This window comes from Serratia oryzae, from assembly GCF_001976145.1.
In the GTDB taxonomy this organism is placed as follows: Bacteria; Pseudomonadota; Gammaproteobacteria; order Enterobacterales; family Enterobacteriaceae; genus Chania; species Chania oryzae.
Genome location: NZ_MOXD01000009.1, coordinates 87,113 through 112,324, shown reverse-complemented (window position 1 = coordinate 112,324; position 25,212 = coordinate 87,113). Strand labels below are relative to the sequence as shown.

Below are 25,212 nucleotides of genomic sequence, written 5' to 3'. Positions count from 1 at the left end.
TAGAAAAGTGGACAGATTAAGAGAACGCTGATTATCACAGTTTTATGCAAAAAATACACAGCCATAAAAACGTCCAACAAACCCTCGTTTGTTGGACATTGCTTAAAACGCACTTATCAGAAAGTGTGGGAGATTAAAGCAGCTTGAACTTTTCTAGCGTCGCTTTTACTTCCTTTCTTAATCCAGCCTCGTCTAGCTCATAGCTGGCACGGTCGGAGTCAGGATTATAAATTTCGGCCACCATAAATAACTCCTCACCGCAATTCAAAGTATTTTTATCCTGGTCTTTAATTCCGTATAGTTCCCTTCTTACAGCGCATATATCTTCGGAAAACTGAAGAGCCGTTACTTTTGAATTCAAAAAAGCCTTAGCTAATTCAATTATTGCCATCTTGTTCATAAATCACCTGTCTCCAAATATATTCTGCCATTATCCGCATCAGGGTTTATTTTCCATCCTGATAAGAATTTCTCATCAGCTTTAAGAATCACAACATTCATTGTCTTCGGATTAAAATACACTTTAGAACCTTTTTCCCGTCGGTATGTACCTCTCTCAACGGTTCCCGTATCTGCCAAATGAGCTTCAATGGCATCACGATACTTAGTCAAAGTTTCACTGTTTTTCTTCGTGTCATTGATACCAAAATCGATGGCATGCTTAAACTTCTTATCCAATTGTTTACGGGTAAAACGGCCCGAGTCAAGCGGTTCACTCAACATCACATAGATCGGCTCAACACCGGTTCCCGCGGCATCAGGCTGCCAATAGATAAAATCCTGTAACCCCTGGAGGTCATCAGCCGGGTAGGTAGTTGTCACAATGCTGGCGACCTGTTTTATTTCCGTTCCGGTATGCACCGGTGTCACCGGAACCGGTGAGCTGTTTCCGGTATGCGGTGGTGCTGCTGGCCCCGTCGGCACTGGATTAATCAAGACAGTCCGTGTTGGAACCCCACCGACTGCTGGCAGTGTGATTTTATCCAGCCCGGTTTTCTCGTCACGTACGGCCCTGAGCACAGGCACGTTCGCAGAAACACCGTTTACACCCGTCTTAACCAGGCTGACATACTGTCGGCCATTCTCCGTGACCAGTAAACCCCGCACGGGCAAATTAACTGAGGTCATTTCAGGCTGAATATTGACTTTACCCGCGGCAAACAGTTGGGCCTGAGCGGCAAACATCTCAATATCGCGGCCAGGAACCTTGTCACTGCCTTCACCAACTTTTTTTGGATAGAATCCTACCACAAGAGCACAAACTGTTGACCCGACTGCGCTCACCGTGGCTATCCTGCTCAACTCCATAGCACCTCGCCACAATGCACCAGCTATTGTGCCAGCTCCTTCGCTGGTCGTAGTCAGAATACCCTCAGCAATCGTTGACAGTTGCAACATACCCGAGGCGCGGTTCAGTATCATTCTTCCTGCAGCAGTAAGAGCAGACTGAGCCGACTTGACCATTTCCGACGTATAAACTGGTGTAGGGTTTACACCCGCAACCAGCATCAGTGCTGCCAGTTTCGCTCGGGCCTCTGCTTCAGCTTTTGCCCTGGCTTCTACTTCGGCTTTTGCCTTAGCTGCTGCATCCGCCTCTACTCTATTTTTAATCTCAATCAGGGTATTCTTTTTACTGCTTACGTCTTCCTTGACCGTTTTTACCCAGTCAAGATATGTGACAAGCTTATTTTTCGCCTCAATCTCTGCATTAATTTTAGGGGGTACCGCTTTATTCCATAAATCTATGAACCATGGCCCTGTTGTTGAAATAGCCACGTCAATCATACCGGCAGACTTGTCGATAAAATTCGACATTTTATTATTATTCATAAAATCACGGAAGGCGACCTCTGTCTCCTGCACTCTTATACTGACGATTCTCTCTTGCTGATTTTTTAAATCGATATTTATCTGTAATGAATTAATCGCATCCTGTAATGCTCTGGTAAGTGTGTTAATTTCAGGATGATTAATAAGCCCAGTTATTAAATCAGCGAGTAATGCATTGGCCTCATCCCTGATTTGCTCTGCATTCTGCGGATAAGCATTTCTTGCTAGTGCCAAGATTTGATTGATTTTTGTCTGAGTATCACGCAGGGCGGATAATCCGTAAAAAACAACTTTGTTCGGATCATACGCTATGCTCCCACCACCATGAGTTTGCTGCCATGGAACATAAACAGGAAGTGGTGCGATGGGGCTATTCCCAACGTTTCCCACGGGACTGGTAGGGCCGTTTGTAATAGTTATGATGACCTGACCACTGGCCTCATAGGGCACGCCATTTATGTAGTATGCAGGTGTTGTCATAACACCATCTCCTTGATTTTATATGCATAGTAAAATTTTTGCATTTGGCTACATACACGCAGGGACACCCAAGGTATCAGTCCTGCTTACCGCCAGTCGCTTTTTCCAGCTCTGCTAACCGAGATCCCAGTTCGCGACAATCTTCAATCCTGGCAGCCCGTTCTTCCTTGAGCGCTTCAATCAGCAGAGCCACAACGCCGTTGATATTGATCCCGCGGGCGTCTTTAAGCGTGCTACCGTCATTTAACTTCAGTTCAGTTGTAGTCACTGACTGCGGTAATACGCTTTCCACTTCCTGAGCAATAACCCCGGCTTCTGGCACACCTTGTTTCAGGTAGGTATACCCCCCGATTTTTTGCAGCTTCTCTAGTGCACTATCGATTTTCACGATATCCGTCTTCATGCGAGCATCGGAACTGCTATTCCAGCCGCCGTTGGCGAAGGCATAACCTGTGTGCAGGAACTCATACCAGGCATGCTGACCATTATTATTGGCAACATGGATCCCCATCAGGTTATGTTTGCCAATGCGCTCATAATGGTAGAGTTCTGAATTCAGGCCATTTTCCCCTTGAATACGAACCCCCTGCGTATAGCGATCCGCATTGTTATTAACGGATAGGGTTCCGGTAGCCAAAATCCATCCGTTGGCATTACGTTTGACGAACTGGCCAGCCGACACTTCACTGTTTGCTCTCACATGAATTTCGTTCCTGTTTCCTAGCCGATCGAGATAGGAAAGTATGCCAAAGTCATCTTTTCCAGGAACGGTACGTGAAGTCATCAACATTGAAGTCGTCACGTTGCCGCTGGTGAAATCGGTATGTATGCCGGGTGCCTCATAGATTTGCCCACTGATAAGAGCAGTAGGACCGGTTGTCACCGCAGCAATGCCAGCGTTACTTGACACTACAGCACCACCAGATACCTCAACGCCATTACGTAGAGACACCTTGCCGGTGGCAAGATTGAAGGAGAAAGGACGCAGGGTGTTCCATTGCCCATCCTGTGCCTGACCGCTTGGGGTCGTCAGGGCATAAAAATCTTGCCCATCATTACGCAGGATCACACCGGTATTGCCATTTGCCAGGCGAAAACCGTTTGGTGATTTGGATACCACTTCACTGTCACTGATGACGCGCTTACGCAACGTGGACAGTGATTTCAGTTCAGTAATGTCATCATTCACACCGTTCAGCACCTGAGCATTTTTCTTTTCTTCAGCCATGGTTATTTTCCTTTGTTACAGACTGTTTTCTGACGGTTGATAGCGCCCGTATCCTGTGGACCCGTACAGGATTCAACACTTTTCTGCTATCAAACCAGTAAAGCACACAACAATTACTGTATGCATAAACAGTATTTTGTCTTTATGGTCGGGAAGTGTCGATTGGCGTTTGTTGTGTAGTGGTTGATACAAAAATGGAGAGGGATTAGCCAAGGAGTCAGAGACAACAACCCTCTGTTTTCACCGTGGGAGTGGAATAACGTCGCATCACAAATTTGCAGATAATGTGGGTTGGTAAGGATGGAAGGCAGGTTGGAGGCAAATGATGTGGGTTGAAAACCGCCGTTGATTGCAGGTCAGGCGGTTTTCGATGCAGGTCGCTACATATAGTGCGGAAAGTCCCCTCCCCCTCCACAAGGGAGAGGGAACTGATCACAGCTTGATCGGCTTGATGTTCCAGATCTCGTCTGCGTATTCCTGAATGGTACGGTCGGAAGAGAAATAGCCCATATTGGCGATATTCAGGATCGCACGCCGCGTCCAGTCGTCCTGATTGAGATACACCTCATCCACTTTGTCCTGAGTATCCACATAGCTGCGGTAATCCGCCAGCAGCTGGTAGTGATCGCCCAGATTCACCAGTGAATCAAACAGGTTGCTGTAGCGCTGCGGCTCTTCCGGGCTGAACGCACCGGTGGCAATCTGCGTCAGTGCCTGATGCAACTCGGCATCCTGCTCAAAATACTGCCGCGGGTTGTAGCCAGTACGGCGCAACTCTTCCACCTGCTCGGCGGTGTTGCCGAAAATGAAGATATTCTCTTCGCCGACATGCTCCAGCATTTCGACGTTGGCACCGTCCAGCGTGCCGATAGTCAGCGCACCGTTCAGGGCAAACTTCATGTTACTGGTGCCCGATGCTTCAGTACCCGCCAGCGAGATCTGCTCAGAGAGATCCGCCGCGGGAATGATCATCTGCGCCAGGCTCACGCCATAGTTAGGAATGAACACCACTTTCAGATCGTCGTGCACCCGCGGATCGTTGTTGATCACCTTCGCCACGTCGTTGATCAGCCGGATGATCTGCTTGGCCGCGTAATACGCCGAGGCCGCTTTACCGGCAAAAATCACCACGCGCGGCACGCTCTTGGTTTCTGGATCCTGCAACAAGCGGTTATAGCGGGTGATCACATGCAGCACGTTAAGCAACTGGCGCTTATATTCGTGGATACGTTTGATCTGCACGTCAAACAACGCATCCGGGTTCACCACCACGTTGAGTTTTTTGGCAATGTAACTCGCCAAACGCTCTTTGTTCTGACGCTTGGCCGACTGCACCGCCTGCAGGAAGCTCGGGTAGTCCACATTCGGTTTGATTTCACCGAGTTGGCTGAGATCGGTGCGCCAGTGCTGGCCAATGCTGTCATCCAGCACTTTCGACAGCGGCCGGTTAGCCAGCCCCAACCAGCGACGCGGCGTTACCCCGTTGGTTTTATTGCAGAAGCGATCCGGGAAGATGCGGGCAAAATCGGCAAACAGAGACTGCACCATCAGCTCAGAGTGCAATGCAGAAACGCCGTTCACTTTATGGCTGGCAACGACCGCCAGCCACGCCATGCGCACCCGCCGTCCGTTGGTTTCATCAATAATGGAAACACGCGACAGCAGCTCATTGTCATCGGGGATCGCTTCCTGCACCTGCTTGAGGAAATGATCGTTGATTTCGAAAATAAGCTGCAGATGGCGCGGCAGGATCTTGCCCAGCATATCGACCGGCCAGGTTTCCAGCGCTTCGCTCATCAGCGTGTGGTTGGTATAAGAGAACACCTTCTCCACCACCGCCCAGGCATCCAGCCAACTGAATTTATGCTCATCAATCAGCAAGTGCATTAGTTCAGGAATCGACAGCACCGGATGGGTATCATTGAGGTGGATCGCAATCTTGTCGGCCAGGTTGTCGAAGGTTTTGTGCATCGTCCAGTGGCGGCTGAGGATATCCTGCACCGTTGCCGACACCAGGAAATATTCCTGCCGCAGACGCAATTCGCGCCCGGAATAGGTGGAGTCATCCGGATAGAGCACGCGCGACACGTTCTCGGAGTGGTTTTTATCTTCCACAGCGGCGAAGTAGTCGCCCTGGTTAAACTTACCCAGATTGATTTCGTTACTGGCCTGGGCACTCCACAGGCGCAGCGTGTTGGTGGCATCGGTATCAAACCCCGGGATCACCTGATCGTAAGCGATCGCTACGATCTCTTCGGTCTCCAGCCAGCGCGCCTTCGCACCTTCCTGCTGGATGCGCCCGCCAAAGCGGACTTTATAGCGGGTATTGTGACGCGGGAACTCCCACGGGTTACCGTATTCCAGCCAGTAATCCGGTGATTCCATCTGCTGGCCATTAACGATGTTCTGTTTGAACATGCCGTATTCATAACGGATACCATAGCCCCGCCCCGGCAGTGCCAGCGTCGCGAGCGAATCCAGGAAGCAGGCCGCCAAGCGCCCTAAACCACCGTTACCCAGGCCAGGATCGTTCTCTTCTTCGAGCAGTTCGCTCAGGCTCAGGCCCATTTCGTCCAGCGCATCTTCGATATCCCGGTAAATCCCCATGGATAACAGCGAGTTTGATAACGTCCGGCCGAGCAGGAACTCCATCGACAGGTAATAAACCTGCCGCACGTCCTGCGAAAGCTGGGCGCGGTTAGAGCGCAGCCAGCGTTCCACCATCCGGTCGCGCACCGCAAACAGTACGGCGTTCAGCCAGTCGTGCTGGGTGGCGATAGCCGGATCTTTACCGACAATAAACATCAGTTTATAGGCGATAGAATGTTTCAGCGCTTCCACACTGACCGTGGGTGAGGTGTAACTAAACGGTGAAGTCATAACAGTTCAATCCCAAGTGCGTGATTACAACAAGCGTTGATAAAGCGACAAATAATCCTTGGCAGCAACCTGCCAGCCAAAGTCCAGGCCCATGGCATGGCGTTGCACGTGGCGCCAGTGTTTCGGCCTGCTCCACAGCACTAAAGCGCGCCGGATCGCGTTGCCCAGGGCAACGGCGTCACAATCATCAAACACAAATCCACTGGCAGTGCCGTCGGCCAGATTTTCCAGCGCGCAGTCCACTACCGTATCCGCAAGCCCACCGGTGCGGCGCACCAGTGGCAACGTTCCATATTTCAAACCGTAAAGCTGAGTCAGGCCGCAAGGCTCGAAACGGCTCGGCACCAGGATCACATCCGCCCCGCCGATAATCCGGTGAGAGAACGCCTCATGATAGCCAAGCTGTACCCCGACCTGCTCCGGGTAATCGGCCGCCGCTGCCAGAAATGCCTGCTGCAAGACCGCGTCTCCGGCACCCAGCAGCGCCAGCTGCCCGCCCTGATCCAGCAGCGCAGGCAAGGCATCCAGCACCAGATCCAGCCCTTTTTGACTGGTCAGACGGCTGACCACCGCAAACAGCGGTAATGACGCATCCACCTGTAAACCCATGGCTTTTTGCAGGTGGATCTTGTTTTTCACTTTATCTTTCAGACGATCGGCGTCATAACGGGCAGTCAGGCGTACATCATGGGACGGATCCCAGATCTTGTCGTCCACGCCGTTAAGAATGCCGCTCAGCCTGCCTTGCCGCTGGCGGTCCTGCAATAACCCTTCCATACCATAACCAAATTCCGCCCGGGTGATTTCACGCGCGTAAGTGGGGCTGACGGTCGTGATATGATCGGCATAAAACAGCCCAGCCTTAAGGAATGAGATCTGCCCGTAGAATTCCAGGCCATAAATGTTGAGGAACGACGGTGGCAACCACAATTCCTGCATATGGTGGGCGTAGAACAAGCCCTGATAAGCCAGGTTGTGCACGGTGAAGATTGAACGCGCCGGATAACCGTTGGCGGCCAGATAAGCACAGGCCAACCCCGCATGCCAGTCATGCGCATGCACCACCTTGGGCCGCCAATAGCGATCCAGCCCTTTCGCCAGCTCACAGGCCATCCACCCCAGCAAGGCAAAGCGACGGTGGTTGTCCGGGTAAGCGTTCATTGACTGATCGTGATACGGGCTGCCCGGCCGGTCATACAGCCAAGGCGCATCAATCAGGTAAACCCCAACGCCATGATAAGTGCCGTACCGCAGCCCCACCCGCCCGACGAAAGAGTCGATCTCCGCCACCAGCACGGTGTCCGGTATACCGTTGCGGATATCAGGAAAAGCCGGTAACAACACCCGAACGTCCGCACCCGCGGCAATTTGTGCCGCCGGTAATGCACCAACTACGTCTGCAAGACCACCTGTTTTAAGCAGTGGGAACATTTCAGAACATACGTGTAAAACCTGCATTATCACTCCTGAAAATCGGCAAAAAATTCTTTGCGGAGACAGAGGGCGCCAGCGGCGCCCACGGGGTCAGGCAATGCCTATAGCTTTGCCAGCATTTCGCGCGTGACCAGCACGATGCCTTCTTCTGAACGATAAAAACGTCTGCTGTCATCGTCGGCATTTTCGCCAATCACCATCCCTTCCGGGATCTGGCAGGCGCGATCGATGATGCAGCGACGCAGGCGGCAAGAGCGGCCAACGTTCACGTCAGGCAGTAAGACCGAAGAGTCTATCGTACAGAAAGAGTTCACCCGCGCACGCGAAAACAGCACCGAATGCACAACTACCGAACCGGAAACAATGCAGCCACCGGCCACCAGCGAGTTCATGGTCATGCCGTGGCTACCGGAGCGATCCTGCACAAATTTGGCCGTCGGCAGCGGCTCCATATAGGTGCGAATCGGCCAGCCGCGATCGTACATATCCAGCTCCGGCGTTACCGATGCCAGATCAAGATTAGCACGCCAATAGGCATCCAGCGTGCCGACATCGCGCCAATACGGCGGTGAGTCGGGGTTGGAAGTGACGCAGGACATGGTAAACGGATGCGCCCAGGCCTCCCCTTGTGCGGTGATTTTCGGGATCAGATCTTTGCCGAAATCATTAGTGGAGTCTGGCGTCGCCACATCCTCTTCCAATAAGCGGAACAGGTATTGTGCGTTGAAGACGTAAATCCCCATGCTGGCCAGCGACATTTCCGGGTTACCCGGCATGGCGGGCGGATGCGCTGGCTTCTCAAGAAACTCCAGAATCTGGTCGTTATCGGCCACTTTCATCACGCCAAACTCGCTGGCCTGGCCAATCGGCACCGGAATACAGGCCACCGTACACTGCGCGCCCTTCTCCACGTGGTCGATCAGCATGCGCGAGTAATCCATTTTATAAATGTGGTCACCGGCCAGGATCACGATGTATTCCGCATCGTAGCGGCGGATGATATCCAGGTTCTGGTACACCGCATCGGCGGTGCCTTTGTACCAGTGATCGGAACTCTGGCGCTGCTGGGCTGGCAGCAGATCGACAAACTCATTCATCTCTTCATTGAGGAACGACCAGCCACGCTGAATATGCTGCACCAAGGTATGCGAATGATATTGGGTGATCACGCCCATCCGGCGGATCCCCGAATTCAGGCAGTTCGACATCGCAAAATCGATGATGCGAAACTTGCCGCCAAAATGCACGGCCGGTTTGGCACGGGTAGAGGTCAAATCTTTCAAACGCGAGCCACGGCCGCCAGCCAATATCAGGGCAACGGTTTTATTCGGCAGTTGGCGCGCCAACATCAGGGGGTCTTTACTCTCAAACCTAACCATAGCTGACTCCTTTAATTTTTCTTTTCTGCCAGCACGCAAAGCGAATGCGCAGCCTGGCACCAGGTGGGTAACTCCACCTGCGAATCTTCTTCCTGAACAAAGGGGGCAACAACCTGCCAATCCCCTTCAGGTAACGTCATCTCAACGGCTTGCGGCGTGGCGTTGATCACCAGCAGCCAGCGTTGCGACAGGCGGATCTGTAACAGCCGTTCGCCCTGCTCCCACTCCTGTGCACTGAGCGGTTGCCCATGCACGTTCAGCCACTGCACGCTGCCGTCTCCCTCTTGCCACCAGCCACCTTGCTGTAGAGCAGGAATTTGCTGGCGCAGGCGGATCAGCGCGGCGGTGTAGGCGGTGAGGGAATCATCCGCTTTGGCCCAGTTCAGCCAGGTGGTTTCGTTATCCTGACAATAGGCATTGTTGTTACCTTGCTGGCTGTGTCCATGTTCATCGCCAGCCAGCAACATCGGTGTTCCCTGAGCCAGCAGCAACATGGCAAGAAGCGCCCGCTGACTGGCTCTGCGGTGTTGCACAATGGTGTGGTCGGCAACTGGGCCTTCCACGCCGTGGTTGTAGCTAAAGTTATGGTCACTGCCATCACGGTTTCCTTCGCCGTTCGGCTGGTTGTGCTTCTGGTTGAAACTCACTACATCCTGCAGGGTAAATCCGTCGTGGGCCGCCAGCATATTGATGCTGGCATAAGGTGCGCGCCCACGTTGGTTAAACACATCACTGGAGGCAGCAAAACGCCGAGCGAACTGACCGAGAGACAAATGGCCCCGCAGCCAGAAGCTACGGATATCGTCACGGAAATGGTCATTCCATTCGGCAAAACGGCCGGGAAACGCCCCAACCTGATAGCCGCCAGAACCAATATCCCAGGGTTCGGCAATCAGCTTGCAACGCCCCAGCGTATCGTCCGCCAGCATCGCCTGAAACAGCGGCGCATCACGGTCAAACGCCGGTGTACGGCCTAATACGGTGCCAAGATCGAAACGGAAACCGTCCACATGGCACTCACGCACCCAAAAACGCAGGCAATCCATCACCCACGCCACTCCTGCTGGCTGATCCAGCCGCAGCGTATTACCACAGCCGGTAGCGTTAACATAGTCGCCATCGGGTTCCAGCCAGTAATAGCTCGGATTATCGATGCCGCGCAGTGACAGCGTCGGCCCATCGAGATCCAATTCCGCGCTGTGGTTGAACACCACATCGAGAATCACTTCAATACCCGCCTTGTGCAGCGCCTTCACCGCATCGCGAAACTCGCGCAGCGGCGTCATATCAGTTCTCAGGCTGCAATAGCGGTTATCCGGCGCATAGGGTGCCAGCACGTTGTAGCCCCAGTAGTTGATCAACCCCAGGCGCTGCAAACGCGGTTCCGTGGTGTGCTGCTGGATCGGCAACAGCTCCAGTGCGGTAATCCCCAACCGCTTGAAGTGAGCGATCATCACCGGGTGCCCCAGGGCGGCGAAACTGCCGCGCAACACCGGCGGGATTTCTGGATGCAGTAACGTTAAACCACGCACGTGGGCTTCGTAGATCACCGTTTTGCTCCACGGCGTGGCCGGTGGGCGATCGTCCTCCCAGTCGTAACGTTCATCGATCACAATGCATTTCGGCATCAACGATGCGCTATCCTGCGGATCCGGCTGGTCATAACCGCCGTGCAGGTACAGGTGATCGGCAACCGGCCCTTCCACCGCACGGGCGGCAGGATCGAGCAGCAGCTTGTTAGGGTTAAACCGCAACCCTCTTCGCGGCTTGAACGGGCCATGCACCCGGAAACCGTAGCGCAACCCCGGCTCCCCCCCGGGCAGATAGCCATGCCAGATGTCACCGCTGCGGGCAGGCAACGGCAAACGCGTTTCCCGCATCTTGGCGTCAAACAGGCACAGCTCCACCTGTGTGGCATGGGCCGAAAACAGGGTAAAGTTAATGCCATTACCGTCGTAATAAGCCCCTAAAGGCGCCGCAAGACCGGGCGTCAGTGCAATCATTGCTTCTCCCGCAACAGATACACCGTTGCCAACGGCGGCACCATGATGCAGATCGAATGCTCACGGCCATGGCTGCCGATCGCCTCCGTTATCACTCGCCCCTGATTACCGGCATTGCTGCCGTGGTAATGGTGCGAATCGGTATTGAGGATTTCACGGTATTCACCTGGGCGGGAAACGCCAATGCGGTAATGATGGCGCGGCACCGGGGTAAAGTTGCTGATGGCAATCAGTTCATTGCCCTGCGAGTCATAGCGCGCGAAAGCAAACACCGAATTATCATGGTCATCCACCACCAACCACTCAAAACCACCGGCCTGATAATCCCGCTCATACAGCGGTGCCTGGTTCTGGTAACAGTGGTTGAGATCGCGCACCAGGCGCTGCACGCCGTGGTGCCAGCCATCCATCCCTTCCAGCAGGTGCCAGTCAAGGCTGGTGTCAAAATTCCATTCCCGGCCCTGAGCAAATTCGCAGCCCATAAACAGCAGCTTTTTACCCGGATGCGCCCACATGAAACCGTAATACGCACGCAGGTTGGCAAATTTTTGCCAGGCATCCCCCGGCATCCGATCCAGAATCGAGCGTTTGCCATGCACCACTTCATCGTGAGAGATCGGCAACACAAAGTTTTCGGTGTGGGAGTAGAGCATGCCGAACGTCATCAGATTGTGATGATACTTACGGTGTACAGGATCGCATTTCATGTAATCGAGCGTGTCGTGCATCCAGCCCAGGTCCCATTTATAGTGGAAACCCAGACCGTTGGCTTCCGGCGGCAGCGTGACCCCCGGATAATCGGTAGACTCTTCCGCCAGCGTGACCGCGCCAGGCCGCTCTTTACCCAGCGTCTGGTTGGTGTAGCGCAGGAAGGAGATGGCCTCCAGGTTCTCATTACCACCGTAGCAGTTTGGCACCCACTCGCCGTCGGCACGGCTGTAATCACGGTAGATCATCGACGCCACCGCATCCACGCGCAGCCCGTCAATGCCAAACCGCTCTAACCAGTAAAACGCATTGCCAGCCAAGTAGTTACGCACTTCGTGGCGGCCATAGTTGTAAATCAGCGTATTCCAGTCTTGATGGAACCCTTCGCGCGGATCGGCATACTCATACAGCGCCGTGCCGTCGAAGTTCGCCAGCCCGTGGGCATCGCTGGGGAAATGCCCCGGCACCCAGTCGAGTATCACGTTAATCCCGGCCTCATGCGCCGCCGCCACAAAAGCTTTGAATTCGGCAGGAGTACCGAAACGGCGTGTCGGCGCATACAGCCCCAACGGCTGATAACCCCAGCTGCCATCAAACGGGTGTTCGTTGATCGGCAGCAGTTCAATATGGGTAAAACCCATCTCTTTGACGTAAGGGATCAGTTGATCGGCCAGTTCCTGATAGCTGAGCCAGAAATTGTTGTCGGTATGACGCCGCCATGAGCCAAGATGCACTTCGTAAATTGAGATCGGGCGATCAAAATCATTGGCGCGCCGCCGCTCAGGGGGATTTTCCACCACATCCGGCAACGGCGTAATCAACGACGCCGTATCCGGCCGCATCTGCGCTTCGAAGGCATAAGGATCGGCTTTCAGTTGGATGTTGCCGTAGCAGTCAATGATCTCGTACTTATACAGTTGCCCGGCTTTGACCCCCGGCAGGAACAGTTCCCAGATGCCATTTTCGCGGCGCAGGCGCATCGGATTGCGGCGGCCATCCCAGAAGTTAAACTCACCCACCACGGAAACGCGCTGCGCGTTCGGTGCCCACACGGCAAAGCTGACACCTTCTACATTATCCAGCTCGCAGGGATGAGCCCCCAAGCGCTCGTAAGGCCGCAGGTGGGTTCCTTCAGCCAACAGCCAGGTGTCAATATCCTGCAACAGGGTGCCAAAACGGTAAGGATCGTCGAGAATTTGCTGGTGATCGCGCCAACGGGCTTCTAGCTGATAACGGAAAGGGTTTTTACGGCGCGGTACGATGGCGCTGAAAAAGCCGCGAGCATCGTCACAATCGAGTTGAACCAAACGCTTACCGGTTTTGCTCTCCACCAGCCATACGGCCTCAGCATCCGGCAGCAGGGCGCAAATCTGCAGCCCGCGTTCTGTAACATGCATACCCAACAGGGCGAAGGGATCGGCGTAATGGCCGGAAATAATCTGATTAATCACGTCACGATCGGGAAGTACAGGCATGGCATTCTTCCTTAGATAAGAGCATGACTCTTAAGGGGCTACATCTAAAAGCAGCCGTTGTGTCTATCATGCAATTCATTCAGAACCTAAAGCGTGATTTCGGTCGGTTATTGATTAATTTGCATCCTTAAAAGCCGAAATACCGCTCTTTATGTCTATTTTTCAGACAAACACTCACCATTAATCGGTATGTATTCGTCGCCCCAACAAGCATAGCCAAAGTCTGTTAAAGCATTGATGATTTCAAAGGAAAATTTTGCACGGTGAAAATGGCCGATCTGACAGCGATTTTGCACTGCCACCGGCTTTGTGATATGCGTGTTACGGTGATGTTTCATTCCTTCTTTCAGCGATTTTGTCCATATTTCGCGTGGTCTGAAACGACCCGGACCGGATGCATGCGCAGAGAACAGACATTGTTGAAAACAAGGCGTTAAAGGGCCGAAAGAAACCAGCCCTCAGGAAGTTCAGCTTATTCCGTCATCCCCCAGGCTGCAGCACGGTTGGCGGCAACCTGAAGTCGACTGGAGATCGATTTACAGCAGAATACGTAACATGCGGCGCAGCGGTTCGGCAGCCCCCCACAACAACTGATCGCCAACGGTGAACGCGGAGAGATATTCTGGGCCCATATTCAGCTTACGCAAACGGCCAACCGGTGTGTTCAGCGTGCCGGTCACCGCCGCTGGCGTCAGCTCACGCATGGTCAGTTCGCGGTCGTTCGGGATCACGCGCACCCAATCGTTGTGCGTTGCCAGCATCTGCTCGATTTCCGCCAGCGGCACATCTTTTTTCAGCTTCAGGGTGAATGCCTGGCTGTGGCAGCGCAGCGCACCAACGCGCACGCACAGACCATCGACAGGAATAATCGCCGAGGTATTGAGGATCTTGTTGGTTTCCGCCTGGCCTTTCCACTCTTCGCGGCTCTGGCCGTTATCCAACTGCTTGTCGATCCACGGGATCAGGCTGCCCGCCAAAGGCACGCCAAAGTTATCGGTTGGCAACTTGCCGGAGCGAGTGGCTTCAGTCACCTTACGCTCGATATCCAGAATCGCCGAAGCCGGGTTCTGCAGCTCTTTTGCCACATCAGCGTGCAGCATGCCCATTTGCGTCAGCAGTTCACGCATATGGCGTGCGCCACCGCCGGATGCCGCCTGATAAGTGGCAACCGACGCCCACTCCACCAGATTGTTGGCAAACAGGCCGCCCAGTGACATCAGCATCAAACTGACCGTACAGTTACCACCGACAAAGGTTTTGATGCCTTTGTTCAGCCCTTCCTGGATCACCTCGTGGTTCACCGGGTCAAGGATAATAATGGCGTCATCTTTCATACGCAGTGAGGAGGCGGCGTCGATCCAATAGCCTTGCCAACCGGTTGCACGCAGCTTTGGATAGATTTCATTGGTGTAATCCCCGCCCTGGCAGGTAATAATAATGTCGAGTGCGCTGAGTGCCTCAACATCATACGCATCTTGCAGCGTACCCTGTTGGCCGCCAAAAGCCGGGGCGGCGGCACCGTGCTGCGAGGTGGAGAAGAATACCGGGCGAATGGCGTCAAAATCGCGCTCTTCTGTCATGCGTTGCATAAGTACAGAGCCGACCATACCGCGCCAACCGATGAAACCAACGTTTTTCATAATTTACAGTCCTGCCTTGGGGATAACGACCATGTCGTAAGTGGTGTGCAATATCTACCCACCTTACAAAATGTTAGCTCAGGCGCAAAGTGAATTTATTCGATAGCTGAGCGATTCTCAGCAATGCTTCTTATACCCAAAATAATTCGAGTTGCTTGTAGGCGGCAACTGAATGAAGCACCAGGAGCTTACTCAAGTAAGTGACTGGGGTGAGTGACAAATCTGCTTGGCAGATTTGAACGCTGCTTGCAGCGGCCCCGAAGGGGCGAGGCCCAGTATGGGCCGAGTAACGCAGCCAACACCCAAGCAACTTGAAGTATGACGAGTATATATATCTGCCATCCTTCTAAGAGAAGGGGATGTAGAGACCAAGGGGGTTACCGGAACCACCGGTACATTTTTCAGATTTTGAGGTAATGATGACAGAGATGATTTCGGCCACGGTGCTGCTGTTTTTAATCATGGATCCACTGGGCAACCTGCCGATTTTTATGTCGGTGCTCAAACACTTGGAACCGCGCCGCCGCCGGGTGGTGCTGATCCGCGAGCTGCTGATCGCCTTGCTGCTGATGCTGATCTTTCTGTTCGCCGGTGAGCGCATTTTGGCGTTTCTTAATCTGCGTACCGAAACCGTGTCGATCTCGGGTGGGATTATCCTATTCCTGATTGCTATCAAGATGATCTTCCCGTCTCAGGAAGGCAACGGTACCGGACTTTCTGCCGGTGAGGAACCTTTCCTGGTGCCGCTCGCCATTCCGCTGGTGGCCGGGCCGTCAATTCTGGCGGCGCTGATGCTGCTTTCACATCAGTACCCTAATCAGTTGTCGCACCTGGTCGTGGCGCTGCTGATTGCCTGGGGGCTGTCGGCGGCGATCCTGCTAATGTCGAGCCTGTTCCTGCGCCTGTTGGGCAGCAAAGGGGTGAACGCGCTGGAAAGGTTGATGGGGCTGATTCTGGTGATGCTCTCCACCCAAATGTTCCTGGACGGCATCAGAGCCTATATGAAACTGTAGCCGCAAGGCGCGGAGCACCTTGCGGCATAGCGTTAAACCACCATCGCCAACAGCAGGCAGCCAATCAGGCCGCAGACTGAAATGATGGTTTCCAACACTGACCAGGACTTGATGGTTTCCATAATGGTCAGGTTGAAATACTCCTTGAACAGCCAGAAGCCCGGATCGTTAACGTGCGAGAAGATCACGCTGCCGGACCCCACGGCGATCACCATCAGTTCCGGGCTGACCCCGGTGGTGGCGATCAGTGGCGCAACGATGCCACCAGCGGTAATCGCCGCAACGGTGGCTGAACCCAGTGCAATACGCAGCACCGCCGCAATCGACCAGGCCATCAGGATCGGTGAAACGCTGCTGCCGTGCATCATGTCGGCAATATACTTCTCAATCCCGCTGTCTACCAGAACCTGCTTGAACGCACCACCACCGCCGATGATCAATAACATCATGGCGATGATTTTGATCGACTCGGTGATGGTACCCATCACTTCATCCATGCTGCGGCCACGGTTCAGGCCGAAGGTGAAGATAGCAATCAGTACTGCAATCAGCGTTGCTATCACCGGATCGCCGAAGAATTCGGCATAAGCCAGGATCGGGTGGCCTTTTGGCAATACCATTTCGGCCACTGCCCGCAGCGCCATCAGGATCACCGGCACCAGCGCAGTCGCTACGCTGACACCAAAGCTTGGCATTTCTTCTTCGGTAAAGGTTTTTGGGTTATACAGGCCGACAGGAACGGGCTTATCGATCCCTTTCAGGAAGCGGGCATATACCGGGCCAGCCAGAATCACGGTCGGGATCGCCAGCAGAGTACCGAACAACAGGGTTTTACCCATATCGGCATGGAAAATAGTGGCAATCGCGGTCGGGCCAGGGTGCGGCGGCAGGAAACCGTGGGTCACGGACAGCGCCGCAGCCATAGGTACCCCGACATACAGCAATGGAATACGCGCGGAAGCGGCAATGGTAAACACCAGTGGCAACAACAGCACAAAACCGACTTCGTAGAACAGCGCAAAACCAACGGTAAAACCGGTAAGCACAATGGCCCATTGGATATGCTGTTTACCGAATTTGGCGATCAGGGTAGTGGCGATGCGCTGTGCCCCACCGCAGTCCGCCAACAGTTTACCGAGCATGGCACCAAAGCCCATGATCAGCGCCAGGCCCCCCAGCGTACCGCCGACGCCAGCCTTGATGGAGCCCACCACTTTATCCACCGGCATCCCCTGCATAACACCAACCGCCAGCGCGACCAGAATCAGCGAGATAAAGCCGTTCAGTTTAAAGCGGATCATCAGCAGCAGTAGCATCGCTACGCCGACTGCAACAATCACTAATGGCATAATTTTTCTCCAACCCTTTTATCACTAAACCTCTGCGCCAAAGTGCGGCAAAAGAGGGTGTTTGGTTTTAATTTTACGGCCCTGTCCTGGTGCTATCGGGCCACTTGAGTGCGATTGAGTACAGACGACTGTCCCTTGTTCTACCCTTTGTGATGACAATCACATCTCCATTTGTTACCCGTATCATGATACCGGTAACATGCTAAGATTCGGAACCATGAAGCTAGGCGAATTTCTTATTCTGAGATAGAGATCAAACTTATGGCGGGAAAAAGCATCATCCTGATGGGCGTCTCCGGCAGCGGCAAATCCACGATTGGCGCGGCTGTCGCACGGGAAATACAGGCAAAATTCATTGATGGCGACGATCTGCATCCGCGCGCCAATATCCAGAAGATGGCCAGCGGGCAACCGTTGAATGACGATGATCGCGCTCCATGGTTGCAGCGCCTTAATGATGCGGCGTACAGCCTGAATCACAAAAATGAAACCGGGGTTATCGTCTGCTCTGCGCTCAAGCGCCGCTACCGCGATCTGCTACGCCAAGATAACGAGAACATGGTGTTTATTTATTTGAAAGGCAGCTTCGACGTGATTCTGGCGCGCCTGAAAGCCCGTTCCGGGCACTTTATGCCGACCGAGCTGCTGAAAAGCCAGTTTGATGCACTGGAAGAACCTGCGCTCGACGAGAAAGATGTGATTGGTATTGATATCGATACCGATATCGAAGGCGTAGTCAGCCGTTGTGTGGCTGCACTGCAGAAATAAACCGGCAACGGGCACCCTGCGGTGCCCTGCTTCAGATACTGCCGCCGGGGATCACGGTAAAACCGACGTCAACCATGCGCGGGCCGACCATTTCACCACGCAGACGGGCCAGCAGGCGTTCCGCACCGATCTGCCCCATACGCTCACGCGGCGTCAGCACGCTCGCCAGCTTCGGCACCATCACCTGGCCAATATCGTGGCCGTGGAAACCGGCAATCGCCATATCCTGCGGGATCGAGAGCCCCTGACGCTGGCATTCAAACACCGCGCCGATCGCCAAGTCATCGTTGGTGCAGAAGATACTGTCGATCTGCGGGTAATCGCGCTGTGCCTCAAGCAACAGCTCACCACCGGCAGAATAGGAGGAAGAACGCGTGGTCATGATGCTGTAGGGTTCAAGACCGGATTCACGCATCGCCTGTTCATAACCCTGCTGCTTGATAATGGTACGCTCATCCTGGCGCGCGCCGAAATACACCACGTGACGATGACCACGCGCGATAATTTGCTGGGTCATCTGGCGGGCGGCTTCAAAGTTGTTGAACCCCACCGCCAGATCGATACACGGCGATACGCAGTCCATCAGTTCAACCACCGGGATACCGGCCACTTCGATCATCTTCAAGGTGCGCGGCGTGTGGTGCCGCTCGGACAGGATCAGCCCATCAATGTTGTAAGACAATAACGACGTCAGACGCTCTTCTTCACGTTCCGGCAGATAGCCATAGTGCGCCAGCATGGTCTGATAATTATGCGCATCGGTGACGCTCTCAATACCGCGCAACACTTCGGCGAACACCTGGTTGGTCAACGACGGCAACAACACGCCGATCGCCCGGCTGGTGGCATTGGAAAGAATATCTGGGGCACGGTTGGGGATATAGCCAAGATCGTCCAGCGCAACCGCAATCTTCTGCTGCAGGGCAGCGGAAACCTGATCGGGGTTACGCAAATAGCGGCTCACCGTCATCTTGGTGACGCCAACCTGATCTGCGACATCTTGGAGCACCGGCCGTTTTTTCTTCATTATCAATGAACTGGCTTACCGTGAATGGGCGGCCATTCTAGCAAAAAAAACGGCTGGCCGATATCGTTGCTTACGCGGCCTGCGGGCAAGAAAAAGGGGTTCAGCACGCTGAACCCCTGAGATCATAGCCCAATTATACCGGCGGCAGGTCAAACAGCAGTATTTCGCTGTCTTCGTCAGCGTGGATCGACAGTGCGGTTTCATCCCACACCGCAAAAGCATCGCTAGTGCCCGCTTTATGGCCGTTGATGGCCACATTACCACGCACGACCTGGATCCAGATGCGGCGTTCAGCCTGGATCGGGTAAACCGACTGCTCATCTTTTTTCAGCGCCCAGCGCGACAGCGTCATATCCTGGAACACCTTCAGCGAGCCTTCGCGGGCATCGGGTGACAGCACCAATTGACGGCCCTGCGGCGCGTCAAACCTGCGCTGCTCATAGCGTGGCGTCAGCCCCACCTGATCCGGGATAATCCAGATCTGATAAAGATGCAGTGGCCGATCGCTATTGGCATTGTACTCCGAGTGACGCACCCCGGTACCGGCACTCATAATCTGAAACTCACCGGCATGGATCTGCTCTTTGTTGCCCATGCTGTCCTGATGCTCCACCGTACCACTCAGGATGTAGGTGAGGATCTCCATATCTTTATGGGGATGAGTACCAAAACCCTGGCCCGCGTCGATCACATCTTCATTGATCACCCGCAGTGCCGAGAACCCCATAAAATCAGGATCGTAGTAGTCAGCAAATGAGAAGGTGTGCCAGCTATCCAGCCAACCATGATTGGCATGACCGCGATCTTCCGCTTTACGTAAATAAATCATATTCAACTCTCCTCAATGTTTTCTACAGTCTAGTCTTGGTAGCAGAATAAGAAAGCGTAAAAATCTCACCCCTCTCTTCAAAAAATTAGATGAAGTTTTCAACGAAGTTACAGATAAATTGCTTGAGTCGGCAGGGGGTAAATCCAGGCAAAAAAAAAGCCAGCACCCGAGCTGGCTAAATAAACACTGGAAGCAATGTGAGCAATGTCGTGCCTTCAAGCGACAGTATCAAAGATTGATGCCTTCTCCTGAAGGCGAGTTAATAATAATCATTATCATTCGCACTTGTAAAGCGTTTTTTTGAGCAACGGAGAAGGCTATTGACTCTCTCGGGTAAACGGATAATTTTAGTGATTATTCAAACGGTAAACTCAGTGGAGAAGCAATAATGGGTGAGATTGTAGTCCGTCACGCGGAAAATAAAGATGCCGAAGCTTTACATCAACTGTTCTCACACCCTGTCGTTTACCGTGACACACTACAGCTGCCGCTACCCTCAAAAGAGCTGTGGCAACAACGCCTTGCCAACCTGAAACCCGGAACACACAGCCTGGTGGCCTGTATTGATGAGCTGGTGGTCGGCCAAATGACGGTGGAACTCATCCAGCGCATACGCCGCCGCCATGTGGCCACGTTTGGCCTCGGTGTGCACGCCGATTACCAGGGTAAAGGCATCGGCAGCGCGCTGATGAAGGCGATGATCGATATTTGCGACAACTGGGGGGCTATCGAGCGCATTGAGCTGACGGTATTCACTGATAATCAAAGCGCGATCGCGCTATACCGTAAATTTGGTTTCGAGATCGAAGGCACCAGCCGCCGCTTTGCCTTCCGCGACGGCGAACTGGTGGATGCCTACCATATGGCGCGTTTCCGTTCGGCTTGAAGCCTGTTGATCACCACGGGGCGCGATGATGCGCCCCGTCAAACTTAAAGCCCTGCGGTTGCACGCAGATAGCGCCGCGCTTTTACCGCATATTCAAACGGGTTGGCGATCGCCGGATCCTGTTCGGCCTCAACCACCATCCAACCTCGATAACCACCTTCGTCCAACAGTTTAAACACCGGGCGGAAGTCGATCACCCCATCTCCCGGCACGGTAAAGGTGCCCTTCTTCACGCCATCGAGGAAGCTCAGCTTGTTGGCTTTCACTGCCGCCACCACCTCATCACGCACATCTTTCAAATGCACATGGTTGATACGCGGCAGGTATTTTTCCAGGATTGCCAGCATCGCAGGCTGGTTGCCTTCGGAATAGTAAGCGTGCCCGGTATCAAACAGCAGGTAAACATCATCGTTCACCATACTCATATAGCGATCGATCTCTTCCGCGGTCTGGATACCGGTGCCCATGTGATGATGCAGGCACACTTGCATACCTTTGCTGGCGGCAATCTTCGCCAGTTCGTTATAGCCCGCGGCGACGCGTTGCCACTCTGCATCGCTGAAATAAGGTTTCTCTTCAAACACCCCTTTGCTGGTGCCCTGAATGCTGCGGCTTTGCTCAGAACAACCGATCACTTTCGCGCCCATTTCATGCAGGAAATTCATATGGTTCACAAACTCATCAATGGTTTTCTCTTTTAAACCATCGGCAAAGAAGGTGCTGAACCAGGCATTGCAGACTTGGATGCCACGAATATCCAGCATCGGTTTCAGCACTTTTGGATCGCGCGGATATTTACTACCCACCTCACAGCCGATAAACCCCGCCAGCGCCATTTCGCTGATGCACTGCTGGAAAGTGTTTTCTTGCCCTAACTCGGGCAGATCGTCATTGGTCCAGCCAATCGGGGCGATGGCCAACTTCACATGTTCTTGGTTCATTTTCAGCCTCGGTAATCGGTTAATGCCAGCCACTTGCGGTAATGCTTGTGAGTTAAGGCTAACCAGTTCCCTCTCCCTTGGGGAGAGGGTTAGGGTGAGGGGATGAACACCGCACTGCAAGCCCCTCACCCCGGCCCTCTCCCACGGGGAGAGGGGGCGACTCCTTTAGCAATTGCACACAATTATGCAGTTTTGCGTTTAACTGACCGGCATTACGCCACCCTCAACCCAGTTATTTACCGTAGAAATCAGGGCGGGCAGGCAGCCTGATCGGCACAATTTCACCGCTGAGCTGGGCGGCAATACAGGCATCGGCAGCCACCGCTGCGGCATAGCCGTCCCAGGCGGAAGGGCCGGTCAGCTTGCCGGTTTGTACGTCGTTGATAAAAGCCTGCAGCTCAACGTCATAAGCATCGATAAAACGCTCTTTCCAATCGGTGAGGATCTCAGTGGAAAGCTTGGCGCCGCTGCGCATTTGCACGGAAGAAGGCTCCGGTAACTTGGCTATGCCGCTTTCACCAACGATTTCGCACTGGATGTCGTAGCCGTACTGGCAGTTCACAAAGATTTCCACGTCGATGCGGGTACCCTTGGCCGTTTCAAGCAGCACAATCTGCGGATCTTTCAGGTGGGAATAGGCTTTGGAGGACTTACGCGGGAACACCACCTGCACAGAGACGTAATCATCGTCCAGCAACCAGCGCAGCACGTCGATCTCGTGGATCAGGGTATCGGTAATCGCCATATCCGTGGTGTAGGCTTCGCCAACCGTCGGGTTACGATGTGCGCAGTGCAGCATCAGGGGTTCGCCGATCTGGCCGCTGGTCAGCACCTGTTTCAGCGCACGGTACCCCTGATCGTAAGGGCGCATAAAGCCAACCTGCACCAGGCGTTTGCCCTGTTTGGCTTCGGCTTCGACGATGTTCTTACAGCCCTGCGCGGTCACCGCCAGCGGCTTTTCGCAGAATACCGGTTTGCCCGCCGCAATCGCCGCCAGCACAAACTCTTCATGGCTTGGCCCCCATGAGGTCACCAGCACCGCCTGCACGTCGGCGGCGCGGATCAGATCGTGACCGTTGTCATACACCTGCGCATCCAGCTGCAGTTCACTGACCACGTTGGCCGCGCTGTCGCGGTTAATATCATTCACCGCCACAATACGGCTGCCCTGCAGCACCTTGCTGCAACGACGAATATGATCTCTGCCGATGGCTCCAGTACCAATAACCCCAATATTCAATGTCATTCTCGCTCTCCTCGCATATATACGGCAGATGTAATGTCTGGGAATTCAGTAGTCGCGCGCTTTATCGATGTTTTCTTGCTGCCTGCGGACAGCGGCGGCAATCTTTTCACTTTCAGCCACCTGCGCCCCGCCCACGCGCCACCAACTGAGATAGTTGTGCACCATGGTTTTGGGCAACACTTTGATATCCAACAGGGTAGAAACCTGCTGCTTGCGCGCATCCGCCAGCGCGTCGATCAGTTGCTGCTCGCTGGTAACGCTGTAGGTTTTGCAGCCGTAGGCCGCCGCCAGCATGGCAAAGTTGACCGGCACCAGTTCGCCATCCAGCTTGCCGCCCTGCGGGTTGCGGAAGCGGAATTCGGTGGTGTAGCTGCCCATACCGTTGCCCATCTGCAGGTTATTGATGCAGCCGTTGGTCATGTTATCGAACAGCAGCACGTTGATTTTGCAGCCTTCCTGGATCGAGGTAACCAGTTCGGAATGCAGCATCATGAACGCACCGTCGCCGACCATGGCATACACTTCACGCTGCGGTTCGGCGAGCTTGACGCCCAGCGCGGCGTTAACTTCGTAACCCATGCAGGAGTAACCGTATTCCACGTGATAACTATGCTCACTGCGGTTTTGCCAGACGCGCTGCAGATCACCCGGCAGGCTACCGGCAGCGGCCACGACGATGCCGTCTGGCGGCAAGTGCTGATTCAGCACGCCAAGCACCCGGCTTTGCGTCAGCACGGAGTCGGTTTTTTCGATAAATTCGGCGAAGACGCGCTCACGATCGAGGGCATCATCAATTTCTGGCACAAAGTCGGCACCGGTATAGGCGGCCTGATAAACGCGCCGGGTTTCCTGCTGCTGTTCGCTGAGCGCACTGCGGATAGCATCGCCCCAGCCGGAACGGTAATCCGTCTGCGCCAGTGAGTTGCTCAGGGCCGCCAGCGCCTCGCGCGCATCTGCCAGCACCTGCACCGCATCCAGCTTCCCGGCATCAAACGCGCTGACGTTGATATTGAGGAAAGCCACCTGCGGGTGCTGGAACAGCCACTTTGATGAGGTGGTGAAATCGCTATAGCGGGTGCCAACGCCAATCACCACATCAGCCTGTTTTGCCAGCATGTTGGCCGCCAGGCAGCCGGTTTCACCGATCCCCCCCAGGTTATAAGGGTGGTCTGAAGGTATGGTGCCCTTCCCGGCCTGGGTTTCTGCAAAGGGAATATGAAACTGCTCGGCAAACTGCTTCAGCACCTGCCCGGCTTGGGAGTACTTTGCACCACCGCCGCAGATCAGCAGCGGTCGGCGTTTGCCTGCCAGCAACACCAGCGCATCAGCCAGCATGCCTGCGCTGGCCGGGCGGCGATCGAGGCGATGCACCCGTTTCTGGAAGAAGTAATCCGGGTAATCGTAGGCTTCGCCCTGCACGTCCTGCGGCAAGCACAGCGTGACGGCCCCGGTTTCTGCCGGATCGGTGAGCACCCGCATGGCATTGATGCAGGCACTCATCAGTTGTTCTGGGCGCACGATGCGATCCCAGTATTTGCTGACGGTGCGGAAGGCGTCGTTGGTGCTGATGCTCAGATCGTAAGATTGCTCAATCTGCTGCAACACCGGGTCCGGCTGGCGTGAGGCAAACACATCGCCCGGCAACAGCAATAAAGGAATGCGGTTCGCCGTGGCCGTGGCCGCAGCGGTGATCATATTGGCCGCGCCGGGTCCGACGGAAGAGGTGCAGGCATAAATCTGCCGCCGCAGCTTCTGCTTGGCAAAACCGGCGGCGGCGTGCGCCATCCCCTGTTCGTTGCGCCCCTGATGCACCCGCAGATCGCCACAATCCTGCTCCAATGCCTGCCCAAGCCCGAGCACATTGCCGTGGCCGAAGATCGCGAAAATGCCTTTGACGAACTTGGTTTCCACACCGTCTGCCAGCAGGTACTGGTTGTCGAGAAATCTGACCAGCGCCTGCGCCATGGTTAACCTGATCTTCCCCATTTACTCACCCTTCCGCTTTGTTATCCGTAGGTGCCCTGCAATGGGACGCCATGCCTGGGCCTGAGAAACTTGTGATGTCGATAAACCTGAAACGCCATCGATTATAAACA

At 54.2% G+C, this 25,212-nt stretch carries 19 protein-coding genes; 3 read left to right on the top strand and 16 right to left on the bottom strand.

Features of this window, described 5'->3' with window-relative positions; genetic code table 11:
- Positions 1-133: 133 nt before the first annotated feature.
- The 10 genes from BMI79_RS16420 to asd form a co-directional block, all read right to left on the bottom strand.
- Positions 134-400 carry a colicin immunity domain-containing protein gene (locus BMI79_RS16420; protein WP_076943200.1) on the bottom strand — a complete coding sequence of 89 codons (267 nt, stop codon included), beginning with the start codon at positions 398-400 and terminating at the stop codon, positions 134-136.
- Positions 397-2,310 carry an S-type pyocin domain-containing protein gene (locus tag BMI79_RS24325; RefSeq protein ID WP_244157354.1) on the bottom strand — a complete coding sequence of 638 codons (1,914 nt, stop codon included), beginning with the start codon at positions 2,308-2,310 and terminating at the stop codon, positions 397-399. Before BMI79_RS24325 ends, BMI79_RS16420 begins: the two co-directional genes overlap by 4 nt.
- A 76-nt stretch (positions 2,311-2,386) precedes the next feature.
- Complete coding sequence (locus BMI79_RS16410) at positions 2,387-3,538, bottom strand: tail fiber domain-containing protein (protein WP_076943199.1); 1,152 nt, start codon at positions 3,536-3,538, stop codon at positions 2,387-2,389.
- Between the two features lie 432 nt (positions 3,539-3,970).
- Positions 3,971-6,418, bottom strand: coding sequence for a glycogen phosphorylase (gene glgP, locus BMI79_RS16405; RefSeq protein WP_076943198.1), 2,448 nt, complete (start codon positions 6,416-6,418; stop codon positions 3,971-3,973).
- A 24-nt stretch (positions 6,419-6,442) separates the two neighbouring features.
- Positions 6,443-7,876 (bottom strand): glycogen synthase GlgA, encoded by a 1,434-nt coding sequence (glgA, locus tag BMI79_RS16400; protein ID WP_076943197.1) that lies wholly within the window; start codon positions 7,874-7,876, stop codon positions 6,443-6,445.
- Positions 7,877-7,953: 77 nt separating this feature from the next.
- On the bottom strand, positions 7,954-9,231 hold the full coding sequence (gene glgC, locus BMI79_RS16395) for a glucose-1-phosphate adenylyltransferase (protein ID WP_076943196.1): 1,278 nt from the start codon (positions 9,229-9,231) through the stop codon (positions 7,954-7,956).
- Between the two features lie 11 nt (positions 9,232-9,242).
- The gene (gene glgX / locus BMI79_RS16390; RefSeq protein WP_076943195.1) at positions 9,243-11,234 is read right to left on the bottom strand and encodes a glycogen debranching protein GlgX; all 1,992 of its coding nucleotides are present in this window, start codon (positions 11,232-11,234) and stop codon (positions 9,243-9,245) included.
- Positions 11,231-13,417 (bottom strand): 1,4-alpha-glucan branching enzyme, encoded by a 2,187-nt coding sequence (gene glgB / locus BMI79_RS16385; RefSeq protein WP_076943194.1) that lies wholly within the window; start codon positions 13,415-13,417, stop codon positions 11,231-11,233. Before glgB ends, glgX begins: the two co-directional genes overlap by 4 nt.
- A gap of 155 nt (positions 13,418-13,572) precedes the next feature.
- On the bottom strand, positions 13,573-13,755 hold the full coding sequence (locus BMI79_RS16380; RefSeq protein ID WP_076943193.1) for a hypothetical protein: 183 nt from the start codon (positions 13,753-13,755) through the stop codon (positions 13,573-13,575).
- Between the two features lie 198 nt (positions 13,756-13,953).
- Positions 13,954-15,057 (bottom strand): aspartate-semialdehyde dehydrogenase, encoded by a 1,104-nt coding sequence (gene asd / locus BMI79_RS16375; RefSeq protein ID WP_076943192.1) that lies wholly within the window; start codon positions 15,055-15,057, stop codon positions 13,954-13,956.
- A gap of 419 nt (positions 15,058-15,476) precedes the next feature.
- On the opposite strand from asd, the gene BMI79_RS16365 reads away from it, so the two are divergent.
- Positions 15,477-16,070: a YhgN family NAAT transporter gene (locus BMI79_RS16365; protein ID WP_076943299.1), complete on the top strand. Its 594-nt coding sequence runs from the start codon at positions 15,477-15,479 to the stop codon at positions 16,068-16,070.
- Between the two features lie 32 nt (positions 16,071-16,102).
- On the opposite strand, the gene gntT is transcribed toward BMI79_RS16365, so the two are convergent.
- Entirely contained in the window at positions 16,103-17,419 is a 1,317-nt protein-coding gene (gene gntT / locus BMI79_RS16360) for a gluconate transporter (RefSeq protein WP_076943191.1), read from the bottom strand.
- A gap of 261 nt (positions 17,420-17,680) precedes the next feature.
- Here gntT and BMI79_RS16355 point away from each other — a divergent pair, with 261 nt between their 5' ends.
- Entirely contained in the window at positions 17,681-18,187 is a 507-nt protein-coding gene (locus tag BMI79_RS16355; RefSeq protein WP_076943190.1) for a gluconokinase, read from the top strand.
- A gap of 31 nt (positions 18,188-18,218) precedes the next feature.
- Here the strand turns inward: BMI79_RS16355 and gntR are convergent, their stop codons facing one another.
- Both gntR and BMI79_RS16345 read right to left on the bottom strand, forming a co-directional pair.
- The gene (gntR, locus tag BMI79_RS16350; protein WP_076943189.1) at positions 18,219-19,214 is read right to left on the bottom strand and encodes a gluconate operon transcriptional repressor GntR; all 996 of its coding nucleotides are present in this window, start codon (positions 19,212-19,214) and stop codon (positions 18,219-18,221) included.
- Between the two features lie 133 nt (positions 19,215-19,347).
- On the bottom strand, positions 19,348-20,043 hold the full coding sequence (locus BMI79_RS16345; RefSeq protein ID WP_076943188.1) for a pirin family protein: 696 nt from the start codon (positions 20,041-20,043) through the stop codon (positions 19,348-19,350).
- Between the two features lie 388 nt (positions 20,044-20,431).
- Between BMI79_RS16345 and BMI79_RS16340 the strand changes: the two genes are divergently transcribed.
- The gene (locus BMI79_RS16340) at positions 20,432-20,929 is read left to right on the top strand and encodes a GNAT family N-acetyltransferase (RefSeq protein ID WP_076943187.1); all 498 of its coding nucleotides are present in this window, start codon (positions 20,432-20,434) and stop codon (positions 20,927-20,929) included.
- Positions 20,930-20,973: 44 nt separating this feature from the next.
- On the opposite strand, the gene iolE is transcribed toward BMI79_RS16340, so the two are convergent.
- From iolE to iolD, 3 genes are all read right to left on the bottom strand, one after another.
- Positions 20,974-21,870 carry a myo-inosose-2 dehydratase gene (iolE, locus tag BMI79_RS16335; RefSeq protein ID WP_076943186.1) on the bottom strand — a complete coding sequence of 299 codons (897 nt, stop codon included), beginning with the start codon at positions 21,868-21,870 and terminating at the stop codon, positions 20,974-20,976.
- Between the two features lie 232 nt (positions 21,871-22,102).
- Positions 22,103-23,116 carry a bifunctional inositol 2-dehydrogenase/D-chiro-inositol 1-dehydrogenase gene (gene iolG, locus BMI79_RS16330; RefSeq protein ID WP_076943185.1) on the bottom strand — a complete coding sequence of 338 codons (1,014 nt, stop codon included), beginning with the start codon at positions 23,114-23,116 and terminating at the stop codon, positions 22,103-22,105.
- Between the two features lie 45 nt (positions 23,117-23,161).
- Positions 23,162-25,102, bottom strand: coding sequence for a 3D-(3,5/4)-trihydroxycyclohexane-1,2-dione acylhydrolase (decyclizing) (gene iolD / locus BMI79_RS16325; protein WP_076943184.1), 1,941 nt, complete (start codon positions 25,100-25,102; stop codon positions 23,162-23,164).
- Positions 25,103-25,212 lie beyond the last annotated feature (110 nt).